At 61.3% G+C, this 18,677-nt stretch carries 20 protein-coding genes; 13 read left to right on the top strand and 7 right to left on the bottom strand.

Annotated features, from left to right (window positions below):
* Window positions 1–116 precede the first annotated feature (116 nt).
* The 5 genes from J0663_RS23215 to J0663_RS23195 all read left to right on the top strand — a co-directional run bounded on the left by J0663_RS23215 (window position 117) and on the right by J0663_RS23195 (window position 1,940).
* Window positions 117–407: a hypothetical protein gene (locus J0663_RS23215; protein WP_207245282.1), complete on the top strand. Its 291-nt coding sequence runs from the start codon at window positions 117–119 to the stop codon at window positions 405–407.
* Between the two features lie 14 nt (window positions 408–421).
* Window positions 422–832 (top strand): hypothetical protein, encoded by a 411-nt coding sequence (locus J0663_RS23210; protein WP_207245281.1) that lies wholly within the window; start codon window positions 422–424, stop codon window positions 830–832.
* A 64-nt stretch (window positions 833–896) separates the two neighbouring features.
* On the top strand, window positions 897–1,145 hold the full coding sequence (locus J0663_RS23205) for a hypothetical protein (RefSeq protein WP_207245280.1): 249 nt from the start codon (window positions 897–899) through the stop codon (window positions 1,143–1,145).
* Between the two features lie 200 nt (window positions 1,146–1,345).
* Window positions 1,346–1,576 carry a hypothetical protein gene (locus tag J0663_RS23200; protein WP_207245279.1) on the top strand — a complete coding sequence of 77 codons (231 nt, stop codon included), beginning with the start codon at window positions 1,346–1,348 and terminating at the stop codon, window positions 1,574–1,576.
* A gap of 100 nt (window positions 1,577–1,676) precedes the next feature.
* Entirely contained in the window at window positions 1,677–1,940 is a 264-nt protein-coding gene (locus tag J0663_RS23195) for a hypothetical protein (protein WP_207245470.1), read from the top strand.
* 43 nt (window positions 1,941–1,983) lie between these two features.
* On the opposite strand, the gene J0663_RS23190 is transcribed toward J0663_RS23195, so the two are convergent.
* A complete protein-coding gene (locus J0663_RS23190) occupies window positions 1,984–3,048 on the bottom strand; it encodes a LacI family DNA-binding transcriptional regulator (RefSeq protein ID WP_207245278.1) in 1,065 nt (354 codons plus the stop codon).
* A gap of 180 nt (window positions 3,049–3,228) precedes the next feature.
* On the opposite strand from J0663_RS23190, the gene J0663_RS23185 reads away from it, so the two are divergent.
* From J0663_RS23185 to J0663_RS23165, 5 genes are all read left to right on the top strand, one after another.
* Complete coding sequence (locus J0663_RS23185; RefSeq protein WP_207245277.1) at window positions 3,229–4,056, top strand: ABC transporter substrate-binding protein; 828 nt, start codon at window positions 3,229–3,231, stop codon at window positions 4,054–4,056.
* Between the two features lie 80 nt (window positions 4,057–4,136).
* Window positions 4,137–5,669, top strand: coding sequence for an amino acid ABC transporter permease/ATP-binding protein (locus tag J0663_RS31640; protein ID WP_207245276.1), 1,533 nt, complete (start codon window positions 4,137–4,139; stop codon window positions 5,667–5,669).
* 67 nt (window positions 5,670–5,736) lie between these two features.
* Window positions 5,737–6,873 carry an NAD(P)/FAD-dependent oxidoreductase gene (locus J0663_RS23175; protein WP_207245275.1) on the top strand — a complete coding sequence of 379 codons (1,137 nt, stop codon included), beginning with the start codon at window positions 5,737–5,739 and terminating at the stop codon, window positions 6,871–6,873.
* Window positions 6,874–6,929: 56 nt separating this feature from the next.
* On the top strand, window positions 6,930–7,439 hold the full coding sequence (locus J0663_RS23170; protein ID WP_207245274.1) for a hypothetical protein: 510 nt from the start codon (window positions 6,930–6,932) through the stop codon (window positions 7,437–7,439).
* A 120-nt stretch (window positions 7,440–7,559) separates the two neighbouring features.
* Window positions 7,560–7,811, top strand: a complete 252-nt coding sequence (locus J0663_RS23165; RefSeq protein WP_207245273.1) for a hypothetical protein — start codon at window positions 7,560–7,562, stop codon at window positions 7,809–7,811.
* A gap of 142 nt (window positions 7,812–7,953) precedes the next feature.
* On the opposite strand, the gene J0663_RS31395 is transcribed toward J0663_RS23165, so the two are convergent.
* The 3 genes from J0663_RS31395 to J0663_RS23155 form a co-directional block, all read right to left on the bottom strand.
* Window positions 7,954–9,360, bottom strand: coding sequence for a methyl-accepting chemotaxis protein (locus J0663_RS31395; protein ID WP_246590443.1), 1,407 nt, complete (start codon window positions 9,358–9,360; stop codon window positions 7,954–7,956).
* On the bottom strand, window positions 9,261–10,457 hold the full coding sequence (locus J0663_RS31390; RefSeq protein ID WP_246590442.1) for a hypothetical protein: 1,197 nt from the start codon (window positions 10,455–10,457) through the stop codon (window positions 9,261–9,263). The genes J0663_RS31395 and J0663_RS31390 overlap by 100 nt, the downstream gene beginning before the upstream one ends.
* A gap of 161 nt (window positions 10,458–10,618) precedes the next feature.
* Window positions 10,619–11,347, bottom strand: a complete 729-nt coding sequence (locus J0663_RS23155; protein WP_207245272.1) for an endonuclease/exonuclease/phosphatase family protein — start codon at window positions 11,345–11,347, stop codon at window positions 10,619–10,621.
* A gap of 149 nt (window positions 11,348–11,496) precedes the next feature.
* Between J0663_RS23155 and J0663_RS23150 the strand changes: the two genes are divergently transcribed.
* Window positions 11,497–12,456, top strand: a complete 960-nt coding sequence (locus tag J0663_RS23150) for a lysylphosphatidylglycerol synthase domain-containing protein (RefSeq protein WP_207245271.1) — start codon at window positions 11,497–11,499, stop codon at window positions 12,454–12,456.
* On the opposite strand, the gene J0663_RS23145 is transcribed toward J0663_RS23150, so the two are convergent.
* Window positions 12,403–13,917, bottom strand: coding sequence for a phospholipase D-like domain-containing protein (locus tag J0663_RS23145; protein ID WP_207245270.1), 1,515 nt, complete (start codon window positions 13,915–13,917; stop codon window positions 12,403–12,405). The two genes, J0663_RS23150 and J0663_RS23145, sit on opposite strands and share 54 nt — an antisense overlap.
* 108 nt (window positions 13,918–14,025) lie before the next feature.
* Between J0663_RS23145 and J0663_RS23140 the strand changes: the two genes are divergently transcribed.
* Entirely contained in the window at window positions 14,026–15,279 is a 1,254-nt protein-coding gene (locus J0663_RS23140; protein WP_207245269.1) for a DUF763 domain-containing protein, read from the top strand.
* A gap of 3 nt (window positions 15,280–15,282) precedes the next feature.
* Here the strand turns inward: J0663_RS23140 and J0663_RS23135 are convergent, their stop codons facing one another.
* A complete protein-coding gene (locus J0663_RS23135; RefSeq protein WP_207245268.1) occupies window positions 15,283–16,200 on the bottom strand; it encodes a DMT family transporter in 918 nt (305 codons plus the stop codon).
* 334 nt (window positions 16,201–16,534) lie between these two features.
* Window positions 16,535–17,458 (bottom strand): LysR family transcriptional regulator, encoded by a 924-nt coding sequence (locus tag J0663_RS23130; protein ID WP_207245267.1) that lies wholly within the window; start codon window positions 17,456–17,458, stop codon window positions 16,535–16,537.
* Window positions 17,459–17,558: 100 nt separating this feature from the next.
* On the opposite strand from J0663_RS23130, the gene J0663_RS23125 reads away from it, so the two are divergent.
* On the top strand, window positions 17,559–18,584 hold the full coding sequence (locus J0663_RS23125) for a YeiH family protein (RefSeq protein ID WP_207245469.1): 1,026 nt from the start codon (window positions 17,559–17,561) through the stop codon (window positions 18,582–18,584).
* The last annotated feature ends 93 nt before the right edge of the window (window positions 18,585–18,677 follow it).

Genomic DNA, 18,677 nt, shown 5'->3' with positions numbered 1-18,677 from the left:
CCCGGTTGTTCCTGTCGCAGACGCACGCCCCGGCGCCGCCGAATTCTGGAACAATGTCTACAGCTTCTTGTTACATCGACGAACAGCGATCGACGCCGACGCAGTTGGAGGATTCGATGAGGCGGAGTACGGGATTGACGATGGTCCTGGTCATTGCGCTGACAGGCTGCACGACCAGCGCAGGCAGCTACTCGTCGGCGGGGCTCGCGCCCATTCCCGGCAGCATAACCTTTAACGGCCAGCCTCGTACCAAGCTGACCAAGTCGCCGGTGGGCTCTTCCTTCCCGCACACCTTCACTGACCAATGGGGACGGGAGGTCGAGGAGATATACGTTATCCGGTCCGACCGAAGCCTGCTGATCGCCGAGCGCCATTACCGGCCGCTCTTTTCACTCGACGACGACTAGGATGGAGATGTGACATGCCGCGCCGAAAGAACAGTAGCACGACAGCCCTCGACACCAGCGCAGCCAAGATCGGCGAACCGGTGCCGAAGGCCATCATCGACATCAAAACCGCATCCGTCGGCATCCCTCGACAACCGGAACAGGACCTGGGCGTGGAACTGAGCGCGCTGCGGAAACAGGTTGATGCGCTCCGGCAACGGGTTCTCGATGCCGGGCGATTGGCGAAGGGTAGCACCGGGAAGGCGATCCGACAGACCGAGGCAGTGGTAAGACATTATCCGCTTTCCACAATTGTCCTGATGGCTGCCGTCGCGGGTATGTTTGCCCTTACAGCCTCACGTTACTTCTCCCCGCCGCGCCACCACAACTCATTGGCCCTACGGGATCTCAGGGATTTCTATGGCAGGATGCGCGAGCGGATCTGACAAGATTTTAGGATTGTCAGTATGCCGATTCTGCGGGAGCTTGGTCGGAAAACCGGGGTGAGGCATGCTCGACGTCATTGTAAGAAGCGCTCTCGATATTGTCGGGCGCGGGGAGCGCTTGATCGAAGCGGCGCGAGGCCTGCTTGACAGGGAGGATATTGACGAGGTCGAGATGTATGAACTCCATTATGAGGTCGCACGCCTGAGGGATGCGCTTTTTGCGGTGGATGAGGCAGTCCGGTCGCTCACGCACGTAATCGAACGCTGGCCACAGGCCACCCGGGCCTATGGATTGCAGGCGACTTTGCACTGATTGCGTGGCTTTCGCGGCATCTAGGTCCATGGCTGTTCTCAAAGGGTTTTCTAACGCAGGACTGCATGTCACGCCGATGTCACGCGACCATAGAAGCAATATGTGTTTGATTGGGCTCGCTTGGCGCTTTCGATTTCCGGGCCGGGTTCCTTGGAAGGAAGAAGCATCGGGACAGGGCGCATGATCGTTGGGGCATCGCGATGACTTTGAAGACCTCCGGGCAGACATCTGGGCCCGACGAATTCGTATTTCCGGTTCACAGCCGGACGATCGCGCAGATACGCTATGATATTCGCGGCCAGGTCATGACGGTCATCTATCACGACGGCCGCTCGTGCACGACAACCGGCATACAGGGCCCGGCGATGCTGAGAATCCTCGCCCAGCGTCCGCTGGAGCGTTCCCCGTTTTTATTGCAGACGGTCGTCTGATAGGGAAGTCGGCGCAGCCGCAGCTAAATCGTCATCATGGTGCATCCATTTCCGAGGAGCTGCGTTCATCCTCGATAGCCAGACCATGGAGGGAACGCCGATGACCTTTCCACCGCCAAAAGCCGAAGCTCCCGCTCAACGCTTCGAAGAAGCGAGCGCTGCTGCACGAGACGCCTTGGAGAGGCTCATTGCAGCCGCCAACGAAGCCGGATGGGGAACCGAGGAGATAACGGTCGCCTTTCTTGAGGCCGCGCGGTTTTTGACCGAAGCCAATAAGAAGGATCCCGATCCTGCCGATGATCCCGTCATTAGTGACGTGCCAGGCAAGCGGGAGCAGATTGGCCACGGCGAGCTTTTCGATTAGACGCCGCGCGTTTCACCTTCCTCCTGCTGCGCTGGGGGCATGCTCATCGCTTTGCGACAGAGCCGCGTGTGACGAGCCTCGTCCTAACCCGCAGCCGTTCGACGGCAAGGGGGCTTTGTTCGATGCGGGCGACGAGCCTCTCGCCGGCGAGCTTGCCCATCTCGTAGACGTGCTGGTCGACGATGGTGATCGGCGGGACGGTAACGGTTGTCCAATCGGCATCAAGGAAGGAAATCATCGAGACATCGTCGGGAATCGAAAGGCCGAGTGATTGCAGCGACTTGAAGACCCGCAATCCCACAAGGCTGTCCGACGCCAGGATGGCGGTCGGCGGCGATGGATCCGCGAGCAACCGTTTGATCACGGCGTCGGTTTGCGGCTGATCCGTAGCGCCCAACCGTACATAGTGAACGGGGTTGGGCGAGCCTGCCTCCGTGAGAACGCTCACGAAGCCTTCCACGCGTTCGCGTACGGCTGAATTCGATATCCCCCCGATGTCAATGAACCCATTGCCTTCGGCATCCATGGCCGAGACGTAGGCGAGACGGCGATGCCCTTCCCCGACCATAAACCGAGTGGCGGCGATTGCGGCCTCGCGATCATCGCCGGTCACGGAGTCCACATCGAGTTCGGGGATAGTCCGATCGAACAGCACCAGCGGCATACCCGCGCGGCGGACGTGGCGGAGATGATCGATGCTGTCGCAGCGAGCCGGCGTCACGATCAGGCCATCGACGCGCTTGCCAATCAGGAGGTCGACCGCCGATTTCTCCGCTTCAAGCTTTTCGCCCGAATTGGAAATGATCACGTTAAAGCCGGCGACCCGGGCTGCGTCGGTTATACCGCGAACTGCCAGGCTGAAGAAGGCGTTTTCAATGTCTCCCACCACGACCCCGATGATGCCGGACCGTCCGGTGCTCATGCTGCGGGCAAGTTCATTCGGCCGGTATTCGAGCGCCGCTGCGGCGGCCATGACCTGATCCTTGATCTTGCCGCTGACGACGCCATAGCCGCCCAGCACGCGGGCGGCCGTCGCTTTCGACACCCTCGCCGCCTTCGCGACGTCGGCAACCGTGACTGAACGTTTGTGGGCAACAGGATCTTCCATGCGGCAGCACTACAAGAGTTATTGACGGCGGGTCAATTGACAGATATCAATTATGTTGTGAGACCGGTCTCTTTTTAAAAGATACCGGTATCTTTGCCAAACAAGCTCTGCCGTGAACGCGGCAAGAGCGGATGATCGATAGTGCCGAAAAGAGCATTCCTTTCAGAGCGGAGAACCAATATGAAGTTTTTTGAATCAGTTCCGGCTGCCATTGCGCCGTTGCGCGCCGGCCTCATGGCTTGCCTTCTGGCGACAGGGATCGGCTCTGCGGCCGCCGCGGACAATCCATATAATCTCATCGAGCCCGGCCTCATCAGCGTCGGCACGATGGGCGACGCCAAGCCCTACACCTTTGCGACTGCGGACGGCCAGTTCACCGGTTTCGATATCGAACTTTTTCTCGACGTCGCCTCTCGTATTGGTTTCCCGAAGGAGAAGGTGACGTTTACCGGCCAGGAATTTTCGGCATTGCTGCCTTCGGTCGCCAACGAACGCTTCGATGTTGCCGTTGCGGCGATCGGAACCACCGAGGCCCGCAAGAAGACGGTCGATTTTTCCGACGGCTATCTTGCCGGCTACCTCTCGGTGCTGACGCCGGATGCAGGGATCAAGGATGCCGAGGGGCTGAACGGCAAGCGTCTCGGCGTGGTGCAGGGAACCTTGCAGGAAATCTATGCCGCCAAGAATTTCGGCGGGACCGATCTCGTGAAATTCCCCGACAACAATTCCGCCGTCGCCGCGCTCAACAACGGCACGATCGATGCGCATTTCCTGGATTACGAGGCCGCCAAGCAATATGGCGAGCGCTATCCCGCACTGAAGGTCGCTGTCAACATTCCATCCTTCGATGCGCCCGCGGGCTTCGTGATCAGGAAGGGCAACGATGCCTTTCGCACGGCGCTGAATGGCGCCCTTCATGAGGCGATGCAGGACGGCACCTGGAAGACCCTCTATGAGAAGTGGTTTCCCGGCTCGCCGATGCCGGACCAGTATCTTCCTAAGAAGTGAGGCCACAAGCCGTCCGTCAAAAACGGACGGCTGACTTCAGCGGCGGCAGGCCGCGGTCACCGGCTTCGATGGGGATTTCTATGAACTGGCTAGATAATCTGCGCCGCAGCTTCCTCGATTGGGAGGCGATGGCTGACGTGCTGCCGAGCATGATCAGCATCGGCCTGAAGAATACGCTGATCCTCGCCGCCGCATCGACCGTGCTCGGTGTCGTCATCGGCATGGTTCTCGCCGTGATGGGTATCTCTCAGTCTCGCTGGCTGCGATTGCCAGCGCGCATCTATACCGATATTTTTCGCGGGCTGCCGGCGATCGTCACGATCCTGATCATTGGTCAGGGCTTTGCCCGCGTCGGACGGGATATTTTCGGCCCGTCGCCATTCCCGCTTGGCATCCTGGCGCTCAGCCTGATCGCCGGCGCCTATATCGGCGAAATCTTCCGCTCGGGCATCCAAAGCGTCGAGCGCGGCCAGATGGAAGCCTGCCGGGCGCTCAGCATGAGTTACGGGCAAGGCATGCGTCTGATCGTCATCCCTCAGGGTATCAGGCGCGTGCTGCCGGCGCTGGTCAACCAGTTCATCGGTAACGTCAAGGATTCGAGCCTCGTCTATTTCCTCGGATTGCTCGCCTCCGAGCGGGAGATTTTCCGCGTCGGCCAGGATCAGGCGGTCGTAACCGGCAATCTGTCACCGCTGCTGCTGGCTGGTGTCTTCTACCTCGTGATCACTGTGCCGCTGACCCACTTCGTCAATTATATCGACGCGAGGCTGCGTCTGGGAAAACAGGGACGCGGTCCCGGTCCTGCGAGCGGGCTTGTCGAAGTGAGCGAACTTGCGGCTGCCGGCTCTTCCGCCACCGGCGCAGCCGGCGAAGGCAGCCGTCATTTCCAAGGCGGGGCGCTGCGAATCCGCAATTTGAGTATGGCCTACGGCGAACTCGACGTTCTCAAGAGCGTCGATCTCGATATAGCCCCCGGGACCGTCACTTGCATCATCGGCCCTTCCGGCTCGGGAAAGTCAACGCTGCTGCGTTGCATGAACAGGCTCGTCGAGCCGAAGAGTGGCGACATGCTGCTCGACGGCGAGAGTATCCTGGCCATGCGGCCGGAAAAGCTTCGTCGCCGTGTCGGGATGGTGTTCCAGCACTTCAATCTGTTTCCCGATCACACCGCTCTCGAAAACGTCATGCTTGCACTGACGAAGATCAAGAAGATGCCGAGGCAGAAGGCGCGGCGCATCGCCGAGGCGCGCCTGGCGGATGTCGGTCTGGCCGCGCGCAGGGATCATCGGCCGGCTGGCCTGTCGGGCGGTCAGCAGCAGCGCGTCGCGATCGCGCGGGCTCTGGCCATGGATCCGGAGGTCATCCTGTTCGATGAAGTGACGAGTGCGCTTGATCCTGAACTCGTAAAGGGCGTGCTCGACCTGATGGCGACACTCGGCCGCCAGGGCATGACGATGGCCGTCGTGACGCATGAGATGGGATTTGCCCGCCGCGTCGCCAACCAGGTGGTTTTCATGGACGAGGGCCGCATCATCGAAGCCGGCTCTCCGCAGCAGATCTTCGACAATCCGCAAAGCGAACGGCTGAAGCGCTTCCTTGCAGAAGTACTTTGAGGCGACCGGACTCAAACGCGATCCAATATTTGTTTCAATCAGAAAGAGCAGGAATAGGGCACCCGACATGAATGCTTCCACCAAACCTTCGAAGGTCGTTGTCATCGGCGGGGGGATTTTCGGCGTCTCGGCCGCGCTCCATCTGGCTCGATTGGGGGTTGGAACGCTGCTCGTCAATGACGGCCCGCTCGCCAACGGCGCCTCCGGCCGATCGCTCGCCTGGTTGAACTCGGCGCGCAAGCGCTCCGATGCCTATCACAGGCTGCGCCTGGCCGGCATCGACCGCTATCGCACGCTGGCCGCCCGATATCGCGATGCACCATGGCTGCGCTTCGACGGCGGCCTGACCTGGGACGCGGACGACGCCAGCAACGAGATCGCTGAAATCTTCGACCATGAACGTGAACTCGGCTATCACGCACAATGGCTTGCCCCGGAGAGGATTGCCGCAGCGACGCCCGGCGTCGACCCAAGCGCTGTGACGCCGCAAGGCGCAATATTCAATCCGGGGGAGGGATGGGTGGATCTTCCGTCTCTGATCGGCGTGCTTGCGGATGAATTCCTGACGCTGGGCGGCGAGATCATCACGGATGCCGGACGTGCGATGGTCGATGTCAGCAATGGGCGCGCCCGTGGCGTGATCACGGCGGACGGCGTGCGACACGACGCGGACGCTGTGCTCCTGGCTGCCGGCGGTGAGGTTCCCGCAATCGTTGCGAAGGCGGGCCAGCAGATCGAAGATGCGACGCCTGTCGCCCTTCTCGTCAGGACCAAGCCGATCGATCACCCCCTGAAAGCTGTGCTCAATACGCCTCGCGTCGCCATTCGACCGATGCCCAAGGGCGGCTTTGCGCTTGATTCCGCCTGGTCGGAGGAAGAGGTAAGCGTGAATTCCGACGGCAGCTACAATGTCAGGCAATCTACACTGCAGGGGCTGCTGCGAGAGGCATCAAGAGTCCTTGAAGGCAATCCGGCGCTGGAGATCGAAGATTATGGGGTCGGTCCGAAACCTATTCCAGGCGACGGCGAGCCTGTCTTCGGCGAGCTGCCATCGATCTCGGGCTATTTCGTCGCCTTCAGCCATAGCGGCGCCACCCTCGGCTTGATTGCCGGGGAGTTGCTGGCGGACGAGATCGCCACCAGCCGCCGCTACCGCCTGCTTGCGGACTTTCGCCCTGAGCGTTTCGGCGCAGCTCGGCAGTGACGGATCAATTAGAGCCATCGAGCGTTCTGCCGACAGGAAACAACGGGAGAAGCATGATGTTCAAGGACCAACCCGCCGTCGGCACGGAAAACAACCGCGGCGATGCCGGCGATTCAGCGCTGAATGGAGAAGGGTCGACCATCAATCCGGATCTCATCCGGCGCGAGGGGTTCGCGAGCGAGGCCGAATACCGCGCCTATTTTGCCACGTTGGGCCGAGATGTTTCCGCTACGGCCGAGGAGTATGTCGAGGAGCCAGTCCGGATCGCCGAGAAGCACGTTCTGGAAAGCCGATTGCAGGAACTAAGATGGGAGCTCGAAAACCTTCAGGCTCGCCTTCATGTGAGCAGACGCCAGGCCGCGACCGTCGTAACCGAAAATGTCCGGTGGGCTGATTCCAGCGCCCACGCACAGCTCGGCGATCAACCGTGGCTGAAGCTCGCCGGCGCGATGGCCGGTGCATTCGTCATCACCAGGGGCCTGAGGCGGTTGCCCTGGGGAACCGTGGCGACAACGGCCCTGCCTTTGGCTGTCGCTGCGATGAATAGAAAGTTTGCCCGACGGTAATGGCACAGGCGCGGACGGTTCCTGCATTGCGATCGTGCGTCGTTTTCTTCATCGATGGAACGGGCGCCATCATCTCGCCGAAGTGTTCATGACATCCTACCGTTTTGAAAGGGAGCGAACATGGCTGGACATGACGACCGTTACGTCGAAATTACGACGCGTCTTCGCTCGGTGCGGTCGTTCTGCGACTTCCTCTCGCAGGGCGGAGCCGTCCGTATCGCCTCGTCGGATGGCGGGCCCTGGAAGGATGTCACCGCCGCGCTGCTGGAGCGGAACCGCAGGGAGGCGGAAGCACTTGCTCGCACGCGCAGACACCTCTACCCGGAATTCGCCGATGAAGACGTGGCGCCGCCACTCTACAGTCGTCATTGACGCACCCGTGCTGGCGATGACCATCGCGACTTAGAGCGGTTCAGCTTTTCATGGAAGCGCAGAACCGCTCCAAGTTTGTTTTACGCAATTCCCGGCAAAAGCGCTTCGCGCTTTGCCTGGACAGCTCTGGAGCGGGATCAGTCTACGCAGCGGCAATGCGGCGTGCGTCCGCTTCATCCAGCTGGAACTGGTCGATCAGCTGCAGGAGCGTCCTGGTCTCATCGGCAAGCTCCTTCGTCGCCGCGCTCGTTTCCTCGACCATGGCCGCATTCTGCTGCGTCATCTGGTCCATGCGGTTGACGGAGGAATTGACTTCGTGCAGCGCGTTGTATTGCTCCCGGCTCGATCGAGCGATGACGTCCATCTGCTCGGATGCGGTGACCACTTTTGTCGAAATGCTTTCGAGGACTTCGCTCGTTTCGCGCACGATACGCGCGCCGTTGGTAATCTCCGCCCGCGAGCGGCCGATAAGCTGCTTAATCCGCTGGCCGGCCTCTGCGGAGCGCTGGGCGAGATCGCGGACTTCCTGAGCCACGACCGCAAAGCCCTTTCCGGCCTCGCCGGCGCGGGCCGCTTCGATGCCGGCATTGAGCGCGAGCAGGTTCGTCTGGAATGCGATATCGTCGATGACGCCGATGATCTGCACGATCTCGTCGGAAGCCGCTTCGATCTTGCTCATCGCCTCGATGGCGCTGGCAACCACCTCGGACGATGAATCCGCGGTCTTCTTGGTATCCGTGATGATCTCTCGGGCATCGTCGGCGCAAGCCGCCGACGAACGGACCGTGGAGGTGATCTCCTCGATCGCGGCGGCGATCTCTTCGAGCGCGACGGCCTGCTGTTCGGTGCGTTTTGCAAGGTTGCCGGCGGAGATATCCATTTGCCCGGCATTGCCTTCGATCATCCGGGTGTTGGTGCGGATCTGGTCGATCGTTTCCTGAAGGCGCAGGAGCGACGAGTTGAAATCGTTACGAAGCTGCTCCATCCTGCCGAAGAAGGGTGTCGCGATCGTCTGCGAAATGTCGCCACGCGCCAAACGCCCGAGGCCCTCGGCCAGTGCCGTCACCGCAAAGTCGATCTGCTGTTCGACCGCGCGTTTTTCCTCGTCGTTGCGATGCCGTTCCTCCTCCGCCCTCGTGCGTTCAATCTGGCTGCGCTCCTCGATCTCGACCTTGGCAATGGCGTTGTTCTTGAAGACCCCTAGTGCACGGGCCATGTCGCCGATCTCATCGGCGCGGTTTTCGCCGACGATTGCCGTTTCGAGCCTGCCGTCGGCAAGCCGCCGCATGGCCGAGGTGATCTGGTTGATCGGGCGTTTGAGCGTCACCGTCAGCCCTATGCCGGCGAGGATGGCGATCACCGCGCCGAGGATCGTCGTTCCCAAAGACATGGAATTGGCGTCGGCGCGTTCTTCGGCTGCGTTCTGCCGCTGCATTTCGGCAAAGGCCGTCAACTGAGCCCACATCCGGTCGACGTCGGCGGCGGCGGCCCGGAATTCGTCCTCGCGCTGCAGGCTGATGCGGACGAGATCGGCGGCGGAGGTCTGCATCTTGTCCAGCGCCGGCAGAAGTTTCTTTTGAGGTTGTCGAACTGGGCAACGCCGCCGGCATTGGAAATAAGCATTTCCAGGCTCTTCCTGACGGCCGTGATTTCCTGCGAAAGCCTCTGGAAATTGGCGTGCGTCGGCGCAAGCGTCAGCTTTGCCATGACGATCTGGATCACGTAAGCCGAGGTCGTGAGTTTCTGGCCGTCCCTCTGGCTGGTCTTGGCGCGCTCGACCGTTTTGGCAGTCTCGGCCGCCTTGTCCGTGACCGCCTTCACCCGCCGTGCGGCGACAGCCTGCAATTCGGGCAGGCTGTCGACGATCCGGCCCGTCACATCCTTGAGGCCGGCCGCACGCCCCTCGATCTGGTCGGCGGCTTCGGAAAGCGGCTTCAAGGAAGCAATGGCATCGTCGATCGCCTTTTTGGCCTCTGGTGCCTCGCCGCCGAGCGCCATTCCCACGATGCGCTGCTGCCGGGCGAGTTCGTCAGTGTCGGCGCCGCCGATCGGGCCGGCGGCTTGCGCCTTATCGTTCAACGATTGGGCGAAGGAGACAAAGTCCGAAATACGCTGTGCGTCGGCGAGCGTGTTGCGGGATTCATCTTCCTGCAGGTCGGCGATACGCTGGAGAGCTTTGGTGCCTTCGACAATATCCGTTTGGGACGATACGATCACGCTCTGGGCCTTCTGAAGGTTGGCGAGCAACGCTGCCCGGCTCTCCTGGAGCTGCCACAGCGAATCCATACGGGTCGAAATTCCGTCGATGGAAGACAGCGTCTGCTCCAGTTCCTGCTGGCCGCCGCGATCGGAAGCGAGCCTGTCTATGCCGGATTTCAGAAGTGTCCGCTGATCGCCAAGCCTCCGGGTGACGGCATTCCGGTTTTCCTGGGTGGCATTGGCGAGAAACTCGGCCATCGCCGCTGACAGATTGCGAAAACCGCTCAAGGATTGCAGGACGGAATTGGAAATATCCATCCGTCCCTGGAGGAGGCTCGATGCATAAAAACCCGTCGCGCCGACCGCCACGATGCTCAAGACGAACGGGGTAATGAACACCATCACCTGCGTCTGGATACGAACCCGTGATAACAGCCTTCCCAACATGAGCCCCTCCCTCTGCTGATCCCCAGACCTATCAAACACCATGGAATGAATATTTCATACAGCAATATTCGTGAAATATTCGTTTCGAATGTCGCTTGGAGGGTGCTCAACGTCGTTTTGCACCGAATATCCCACCGGAGCGGATCTGATGTAACGGACGATCAGGCAAAACCGATTTCCGCAAGCAGCGGGAGATGGTCCGAGGCGACCCTCGTCAGGCGGTTTTCGAAAACGGCGGCCTTCTTGACGACGAGATCGCCGCTGACGAAGATGTGGTCGAGGCGCATCAGAGGGTAACGGGCGGGAAAGGTCGCTCTCGGCGCGCCCGGCCCGGCGAGCTGCGCATCCTTCAACGTCCGTGTGACGAGCCGGTAGGTCGCGGAGGAAGGAATGGCGTTGAAATCGCCGCAGAGAACGGTCGGGAGGGGCGCTTCCGCCGTGCCGTGCAGCCAGCCGGAATTGAGCAACGTCGTCATCTGTTGAATGCGCTCGCGCCCGCGAAGGCCGAGATGGGTATTGACGACAAGAAGTTTCTGGTCGCCGACCGTTATTTCGACCGAAAGGGCACCGCGGGTCTCGCCGATGGAGGGCAGGGGACCTGATTTGACCGCGCCGGTCGGCAGGGCGGTGATGATCGCATCGCCATATTGCTCCTCGGCAACCGACAGGGCGGGGTGGAAATGCGCCTGCATCTTCAAAAGCGAGGCGATTATATGGGCCTGGTCGATGCCGCCGGTCCTGCGTCGGCCGACGTCGACCTCCTGAAGCGCGATGATATCGGCCTCGGTCTCGGCGATGACGGAAGCGATACGGCCGGGATCGAGCTTCCGGTCGCTGCCGATGCAGCTGTGCACGTTATAGGTCAGGAGTTTGATCGTTCTTCTCGGCATAGGCCCGCTGAAAGCTCGTTTCCGGGAGCATGGACTTGCCCCCTGGGGAATGGAGAGCCGCGAAGCTGCGGCTCTCCTGGGAACACAGAACTCGTTTGATCGTTCCGGAAGACGAGCCCCGTCGCTCGCACCTCGGAGATGGAAGATCGATGAGCCTGAAAAGCATAATCATGAATGGATTGCTCGTGGCCGCCCTTTGTCTTGCGGTCTTTCTTCTCTATCGAATCTTCCAAAACTACAGCCTGGACGAGATCGTCCAATCGGTCCGGAGCATTCCGCTTTCCACCTTCTTCACGGCGCTCGCCTTTGCGGCGGCATCCTATCTCTGCCTCAGTTGTTTCGACCTTCTGGCGATCCGCTCGCTCGGAAAAACCTTGCCCTACCGGAAGATCGTGCTCGCCTCCTTCATCAGCCTTTCGCTCGGCCACAATATCGGCTTTGCGGGCTTGAGCAGCGGCGCCTTCCGCTATCGCTTCTACTCGCGCTGGGGGCTGACGACGGAGGATGTGGCGAAGATCATCCTGTTTTGCGGCGTCACCGTGGGGCTCGGGCTCATCACGCTCGGTGGCCTTGCGCTGATCGTCAATCCCGGTGACGCAGCACGTTTGCTGCGCATAGATGCGCCCAGAGCCCGCATCTTCGGGGTGCTGGCCCTGATCGTGCCCGTCGTCTACGCGAGCCTGGCGTTTTTCATCCGCAGCAAGCTGCATCTCTGGCGCTGGTCGTTTCAGCTGCCGCGCTTTTCGATCGCGCTCGCGCAGGTGGGCGTCGGGACGATCAATTTCATCTTCGTATCCGCCTGCCTGCATCAAATGCTCTCGACCTTCGGCGACGTTGCCTTCTTCCGATCGGTCACGGCCTACGTGCTCGCCAATTCCGCAATCCTCGCAACTCATGTTCCGGGCGGTCTCGGCGTGCTGGAGGCGACCGTCTCCTATGCCGTGCCGCAAGAGGCGTCGATCGGGGCGCTGATCGCGTTCCGTTGCGCCTATTTCTTCATTCCGCTGGCGCTCGGGGCAACGCTACTCCTGATCAGCGAGCTCGTTTTCCGCAGATCACGCGGTGCGGACGAAGAGGCGGACGAGCGCGCCGAGGCCCAGTCGGTGTAGGAGCAGAAACGGCCGGGCCGGGTCGAAGAATGCGGTGCCTCTGACCGGCGAGACGCTGCCCGACAGCTCAATGGCAAACTCCCTGAGTCCGCGAACGCCCTCGTTCAGCGCGTCGATCGCCTCGATCATCGAGCCGCTTTGCGCGCAGGCGGTGGCAAAGGTCGCGGGGGCCGTTCCGAGGTACTCCGCCAGCAGACGATTGCGCAGATCCGCGACCGCCTGGCGATGCTCGCGATTTTCAGCCTCGAACAGCAGATCGCATTCCGAATCAAGCCCTTCCGAGCGATGGTTGAGATTGGAGGAACCGATGCGGACGACGTCATCGTCGGCGATCATCAGCTTGGAATGGATAAGCACCTCCACCTCGCTGTCTGCCGCTGACCCGGACACTTTCGGCCCGGGCACGACGGGATAGTAAACCCGCAGGCGATTGGCGCGATCGGCACGTTTGAGGAGGCGGATCACTCGATCGCGATTGCTGCCCATGACCAGCTTTTCGATCAGCCCGTGAGAGCTGCGCGTACAGATGACGACGACCTCCGGCCCATCCTCTTCCTGCAATCGCGCGGCAATGGCGTCGGCGACGCGGAAGGAAGCGAGATACTGCGCCTCGATATAGAGCTGGCGGCGGGCGCGGGAGACGATGTCCAAGGTCGAGGCGATACCGTCACAAATGCCGGTGCGCCAAGTGCTCGCCGGCTCCGTCAGGGCGAAGCCGACAGGGATGTTCCGCAACGAAACGGCAAGATCGTCCGGCCAGGCGAAGGGCATGCTTTCGGCGGGCGGCAGGTGCTTTTCGCCGGTGGCGTTTTCCCAGCGCTGCCTGGCGATATCGCCGATCAGCCGGGCGGCATCGCCCGTGACCATCGCTTGCACATCATGCAACGGATCGTAAGGGGCTCCCTCCGGATCGCGCCGCAGCCTGTCCTTGGCGCGGTGGCGTCTGGTATCCCATCGGCGTGACGTCAGGTCGATACCCCCGGTGAAGGCGACGGCGTCGTCGATGCAGACAAGCTTTTGATGATGACAGCCGCGTAGCGCCCCTTGAAGATCGAAACGCAGATCGATCCTGGCATTCCTGGGGAAATTCTTCTTCCGAAGCAGATCTATCGATTTGCCCGAGTAGATCGGTCCGAGCGCCCAGACAAGAATGCGTATTTCGAGTTCGGGATTTTCTGCTGCCAGAGCATGCAGCAGATCGGCCAAGGTTTCGTCCGACTTTTCCGGTTCCATCCGAATATTGGGATGGAAATCCCATCCAATGATCCAGACAGTGCGTCGCGCCTGCCGCAGCGCCCGCGAGACTTCGGCGAAATATCTATTGCCGTTGATCAGAAAGGCGGTTTTTTCTGCGCGTCCTTGGAGACGCAATGCCGCACATCCCGCTTTTTCGCCATCCGGATGTTGCGCTTTTGTTCGGGTCAGGTACGGTTGATTGGAGATGGTTTCGAATGCGGTCATGGTTGCCTCGGCCGTTTGACTGAAAGCAAACGCCTGGAATTTAACAGGGTTCCCGATCGCAGGGCGCTGCTGTCGAAATGCGCCGGCGCAGCGAGTATAGGAAGAGCAATGTCACAACGAGCAGGCAGTGCCGATCTTCCCCTTCACGGCGGACGCGTGCCGCACTGGCTCGGCGACCGGATGACGCGGCTCGGCACGCTGATCACCGAGGCGATCGTTCATCATTACGGCCGCGACGAATTCCTGCGCCGGCTTGCTCACCCTTTCTGGTTCCAGTCCTTCGGCGCGGTCATGGGCATGGACTGGCATTCCTCCGGCATTACCACCAGCGTTCTTGGAGCCCTCAAGCGAGGACTGAAGCCGCGTGCCGGCGAGCTCGGCCTACATGTCTGCGGCGGCCGTGGTGCGCATTCGCGCAAAACGCCGCAGGAGCTCGTCTGGATCGGCGAGCGCGTCGGCCTCGACGGCGAGGGGCTGGCAACAACGAGCCGCCTCATCGCCAAGGTCGACAGCGCCGCCCTCCAGGACGGCTTCGACCTCTATCTCCACGGCTTCATCGTCGCCGATGACGGCCACTGGGTGGTCGTGCAGCAAGGCATGAATGGCGACAGGCGGCAGGCCCGCCGGTATCATTGGCTGTCGGAGGGACTGGAGAGTTTTGTCGATTCGCCGCATGCGGCGATCGAGGGCAGGAGCCAGGGTGAGATCGTCAATCTCGCCGACCGGCGCGCCGAGCGCTCGCGGCGCGGCCAGCTCGATCTGCTGGCCACCCTCGGTCCCGACGGGATCATTCGCGAGGCGGCCGCGTTGCTGCGTGCCGAGGAGCCGGTCCCGGAGCCGGCCGAACAGCCGATGCTGCCGCACCTGATCATGCCCGCCCATCACGACGTTCGCGAGAGCGATGTCAACATGCGGCGCCTGCATGGCAATCTGGCTGCCGCCGCCAACCGCGGGCCCGCGGATTTCCAGGAGCTGTTGCTCGTTCCAGGTGTCGGTGCCCGCACGGTGAAGGCCTTGGCGATGGTTGCGGAAGTCGTCCACGGCGCGCCCTGCCGCTTTTCCGACCCGGCGCGATTTTCGATCGCCCATGGCGGCAAGGATCGCCATCCTTTTCCGGTCCCGCTCAAGGTCTATGACGAGACGATCGCCGTGATGAAGTCGGCGGTGCAGAAGGGCAAGCTCGGGCGAGAGGAGGAGCTGCAGGCGCTGCGGCGCCTCGACGACCAGTCCAGGCAGATGGAACGCTACGTAACCGGTCCTGACCTCAAGGAGATCATCGCCGGCGAATTCCACCACTCCGCCGATTTCGGCGGCCGCAGCGTGTTCGGCTGGGAGCCGCCGACGGTGGCCGCCGACACATAGTCCTCAATGTCCGTCCGGCGGTACGGCTTCGGCCGGAATTGTCTCTTTCAGGTTCTTCCGATGGAAGATGAAGAGCCCGGCAAAGACGATGATGGCGGCGCCGATGACGATCTGCGTGTCGGGAATATCGTTAAAGAAGATGTAGCCGAGCACGATCGCCCACAGCAGCAGCGTATATTGCAGCGGCGCCAGCAGCGATGCCGGTGCGAGCTTCAGCGAGCGGGTGATGAGCAGATGCGCGCAGGTGGCGACGATCCCAAGCAGCAGCATGCCAGCCCAATCGATGGGCGTTGCCGGCTGCCAATGACCGACGCTCAATACAACGCCCGTGACGAGGGCGGCGACCGTCTGCCATGTCACCAGAGTCGTGTCGCTCGTCGAGCGCAGATAGCGGCTCATGACGAGCGACAGCGCGAAGGCAAAGCTGCCGGCGAGACCGAAGAAGGACGGAAGCGACAGCATCGCGGTGGAGGGACGAAGCGCAATGACGACGCCGGCGAAGCCGACCAGAACGGCAAGCCACCGGCGCCAGCCGATCTTTTCGCCGAGAAAGAAATGCGAGAGCGCAGCAATGTAGATCGGCCCTGCCATGTAGAAGGTCATGACGTCGGCAAGCGGCAGATAGGCGACGGCCGCGTAGAACAGGGCGACGTCGCCGGTCGCCATGGCGACCCGCATGAACTGAAGACACTTCTGCTCGACGCGGAACAAGGCCATCGGCCCTTGCCGTGCGATCATAGGCCCGAGCACGATGAACGCCCCGACCGAGCGGATCACCAGCACCTGGCCAACGGCAAAGCTCGCCACAAGCCATTTGCCCATCGCATCGTTCAGCGCAAAGAGCAGATCGCCGAGCAGCATCAGCACAACGCCGGTCAGAATCAGGTTGCCGGCATTGGCTGCGGCCGTCTTGGTGTTCATCTTTCGCATCCTCGCAAACACGGCCGCGCGTGCGCGGCCAGCTGCCGCTTCGGCCTTAACGCTGCCGATGTCAACCATCAGTTTGAAGCGCCCGCATTTTGAGTTTGGCATAGATGGTATGGCGAGCGACCGCATCCAGGATGCCTGACCACGCGCTGTGTTTGCCAAATTTGGCCGGTCAAGTTGAACGCAACGGGAGATGCCTCAGCGTGTTCAGTATTCCAGCCTGTGTAATCGTCAGCGACGCATCCAAACGGAGCGCTATCCTGACCGAACCGCTCCCGCAATTGAATGCATCCCCATTTGTGTGCGTTGAAAACTGAACTGCTCTCGATTAAAGCGTCCAGTCATCCCGGTATTGGACTTCGGCAGCTTTGTCCTCGCGGCAAATCGTTTGCAGCGCCAACGAGGCACGGCTGGAGTGTCTTTGTTTGTGCCGCAGGATTGCGAACTGGCGGGACGGCAAAGGAAAGCGCGCCTTTACCAATAGCCCCTGCGTCAAGAGCGGCGCGGCCACGGCGCCGGAAACGACCGTTGCGCAGAGGCCTTCTCTAGCTGCCGATATGACGGCTTCGTTCGATGGCAGCTCAAGCGCGACATTCAGATCTCCGGCGCCAATGCCGAGATTTGAAATCGCCGCCTCGAAAGCCGACCGGGTTCCGGACCCTTTTTCCCGCATGACCCATTTCGTGCCCGAAACCAGCTCCGCCGGAGCGATCGGCTTGCCACGCGCCCAGGGATGGCGCGGACCGACGACGACAAGGAGTTCGTCCTCGGCAAGCGGCTGAACATTCAGCGCCGGCTCATCAACGCTGCCTTCGACAAAACCGACTTCCGCCAATCCATCGAGAACCGCTTTTGCCGCCGTGGCGGTATTGCCAATCATCAGCTTCAGCTCGATGCCCGGATAGCGGGTCTTGAAACGCATCAGCATCGCTGGCAGCCAATAGCTTGCGATCGTCTGGCTGGCAAAGACAACGAGCTCACCCTTTTGCAGCCCACCGAGATCGGACAAGACGAGGGCTGCGGCTTTTGCGCGCGCGAGTGTGGCTCTTGCCTCCCCCAGAAACACCCGCCCTTCATATGTCAGCTCTATGCGGCGTCCAACACGGTGAAAAAGCTCGACGCCATAGGAGGCCTCGAGATTGCGGATGGCCGAACTGACGGCTGATGGCGTGAGGCCGATCGCCGAGGCGGCGTTGGTCAGGTGCTCGCGTTCCGCAACCGCGATGAAGATGGAGAGCTGTTCGAAGGTCATGATACAATCGTTCGATTTAACCGAATGAACCATCCTAAACTATTCAATGGAATCCGACAATTGGCTATGGGAGAGTGAAGCATTCCGCAAGGTCTCGCCGATGCTCGTTTCCGTTTCACGTTCCCCGTCGCTTCCTGCTGTCCTGCCGGGCCTTTTCCTTTGCGCGGCAGTCACGCTCATGGCGCAGTTGCTCGAGCGGTTGCAGCTAGTGATTTTCGGCGCGCACTGGATCGAGAGCCTCGTGCTGGCCATTCTGATCGGCATTGCCGTGCGCTCCTCGGTCCGTCTTCCGCAGAGTTTCACGCCAGGCATTCACTTCGCCGCCAAGACGCTGCTCGAGATTGCCGTCGTGTTGCTGGGCGCTTCGCTCAGCGCGGCTGCCATCCGGCAGGCCGGATTGCCGCTGGTCTGCGGAATTGCCGTCCTGGTTGCTCTGTCCCTGGCCGGCAGCTTTCTGATCGGGCGGCTATTGGGGCTGTCGACGGGCCAAGCGACCTTGGTTGCGTGCGGCAACTCGATCTGCGGCAATTCTGCGATTGCCGCTGCAGCCCCTGTCATCGGCGCCAAACCCGACGATATCGCTGCCTCGATAGCCTTTACCGCGTTGCTAGGCGTTGGTGCGGTGCTGGCGCTGCCGCTTCTGCATCTGCTCCTGGGCCTCAGCACCGTACAATATGGCGTCTTCGCAGGGCTGACAGCCTATGCCGTGCCGCAGGTATTGGCAGCCACAGCCTCTGCAGGCGCCGTCAGCACCCAGGTTGGCACGCTCGTCAAACTGATCCGCGTGATGATGCTCGGACCCGTTATTCTTGTGCTCGGCGCACTTCATGGCCGCCGTGCCACTGGCTCCGCAGTCAATCTCCGCCATCTCCTGCCATGGTTCATCCTCGGTTTTGCAGCCATGGCGACGCTTCGCTCCTTTGACGCGATCCCGGCGCCGCTGCTGACCGGGATGTCGGCTGTCTCCGCCGCTTTCACCGTCACCGCCATGGCCGCGTTAGGCCTCTCCGTCGATGTGAGATCCGTCGCCCGTACCGGCGGCCGGATCCTTGCAGCGGCGGCGCTGTCACTGTTGGCTCTGGCGGCTCTTGGGCTTTGCTTGATGGGGCTGCTTGACATCGGCTGATCGAGGCGATTTGCCCAAAATACCGGCAAAGATTCCGGTTGCCTTCCAAACGATCGGCGGCTAGCCTGTATATACAGGTTGGGTGGAAACAAA

Origin of the sequence: Rhizobium lentis, from assembly GCF_017352135.1 — a bacterium.
GTDB classification, from domain to species: Bacteria; Pseudomonadota; Alphaproteobacteria; order Rhizobiales; family Rhizobiaceae; genus Rhizobium; species Rhizobium lentis.
This window is presented reverse-complemented; position numbering and strand designations above follow the sequence as displayed.

Coding starts and splice junctions, on each gene's coding strand:
- J0663_RS23215 (WP_207245282.1), top strand. CDS start 117: ATGAGGCGGAGTACGGGATTGACGATGGTCCTGGTCATTGCGCTGACA.
- J0663_RS23210 (WP_207245281.1), top strand. CDS start 422: ATGCCGCGCCGAAAGAACAGTAGCACGACAGCCCTCGACACCAGCGCA.
- J0663_RS23205 (WP_207245280.1), top strand. CDS start 897: ATGCTCGACGTCATTGTAAGAAGCGCTCTCGATATTGTCGGGCGCGGG.
- J0663_RS23200 (WP_207245279.1), top strand. CDS start 1,346: ATGACTTTGAAGACCTCCGGGCAGACATCTGGGCCCGACGAATTCGTA.
- J0663_RS23195 (WP_207245470.1), top strand. CDS start 1,677: ATGACCTTTCCACCGCCAAAAGCCGAAGCTCCCGCTCAACGCTTCGAA.
- J0663_RS23190 (WP_207245278.1), bottom strand. CDS start 3,048: ATGGAAGATCCTGTTGCCCACAAACGTTCAGTCACGGTTGCCGACGTC.
- J0663_RS23185 (WP_207245277.1), top strand. CDS start 3,229: ATGAAGTTTTTTGAATCAGTTCCGGCTGCCATTGCGCCGTTGCGCGCC.
- J0663_RS31640 (WP_207245276.1), top strand. CDS start 4,137: ATGAACTGGCTAGATAATCTGCGCCGCAGCTTCCTCGATTGGGAGGCG.
- J0663_RS23175 (WP_207245275.1), top strand. CDS start 5,737: ATGAATGCTTCCACCAAACCTTCGAAGGTCGTTGTCATCGGCGGGGGG.
- J0663_RS23170 (WP_207245274.1), top strand. CDS start 6,930: ATGTTCAAGGACCAACCCGCCGTCGGCACGGAAAACAACCGCGGCGAT.
- J0663_RS23165 (WP_207245273.1), top strand. CDS start 7,560: ATGGCTGGACATGACGACCGTTACGTCGAAATTACGACGCGTCTTCGC.
- J0663_RS31395 (WP_246590443.1), bottom strand. CDS start 9,360: ATGCAGACCTCCGCCGCCGATCTCGTCCGCATCAGCCTGCAGCGCGAG.
- J0663_RS31390 (WP_246590442.1), bottom strand. CDS start 10,457: ATGTTGGGAAGGCTGTTATCACGGGTTCGTATCCAGACGCAGGTGATG.
- J0663_RS23155 (WP_207245272.1), bottom strand. CDS start 11,347: ATGCCGAGAAGAACGATCAAACTCCTGACCTATAACGTGCACAGCTGC.
- J0663_RS23150 (WP_207245271.1), top strand. CDS start 11,497: ATGAGCCTGAAAAGCATAATCATGAATGGATTGCTCGTGGCCGCCCTT.
- J0663_RS23145 (WP_207245270.1), bottom strand. CDS start 13,917: ATGACCGCATTCGAAACCATCTCCAATCAACCGTACCTGACCCGAACA.
- J0663_RS23140 (WP_207245269.1), top strand. CDS start 14,026: ATGTCACAACGAGCAGGCAGTGCCGATCTTCCCCTTCACGGCGGACGC.
- J0663_RS23135 (WP_207245268.1), bottom strand. CDS start 16,200: ATGAACACCAAGACGGCCGCAGCCAATGCCGGCAACCTGATTCTGACC.
- J0663_RS23130 (WP_207245267.1), bottom strand. CDS start 17,458: ATGACCTTCGAACAGCTCTCCATCTTCATCGCGGTTGCGGAACGCGAG.
- J0663_RS23125 (WP_207245469.1), top strand. CDS start 17,559: ATGCTCGTTTCCGTTTCACGTTCCCCGTCGCTTCCTGCTGTCCTGCCG.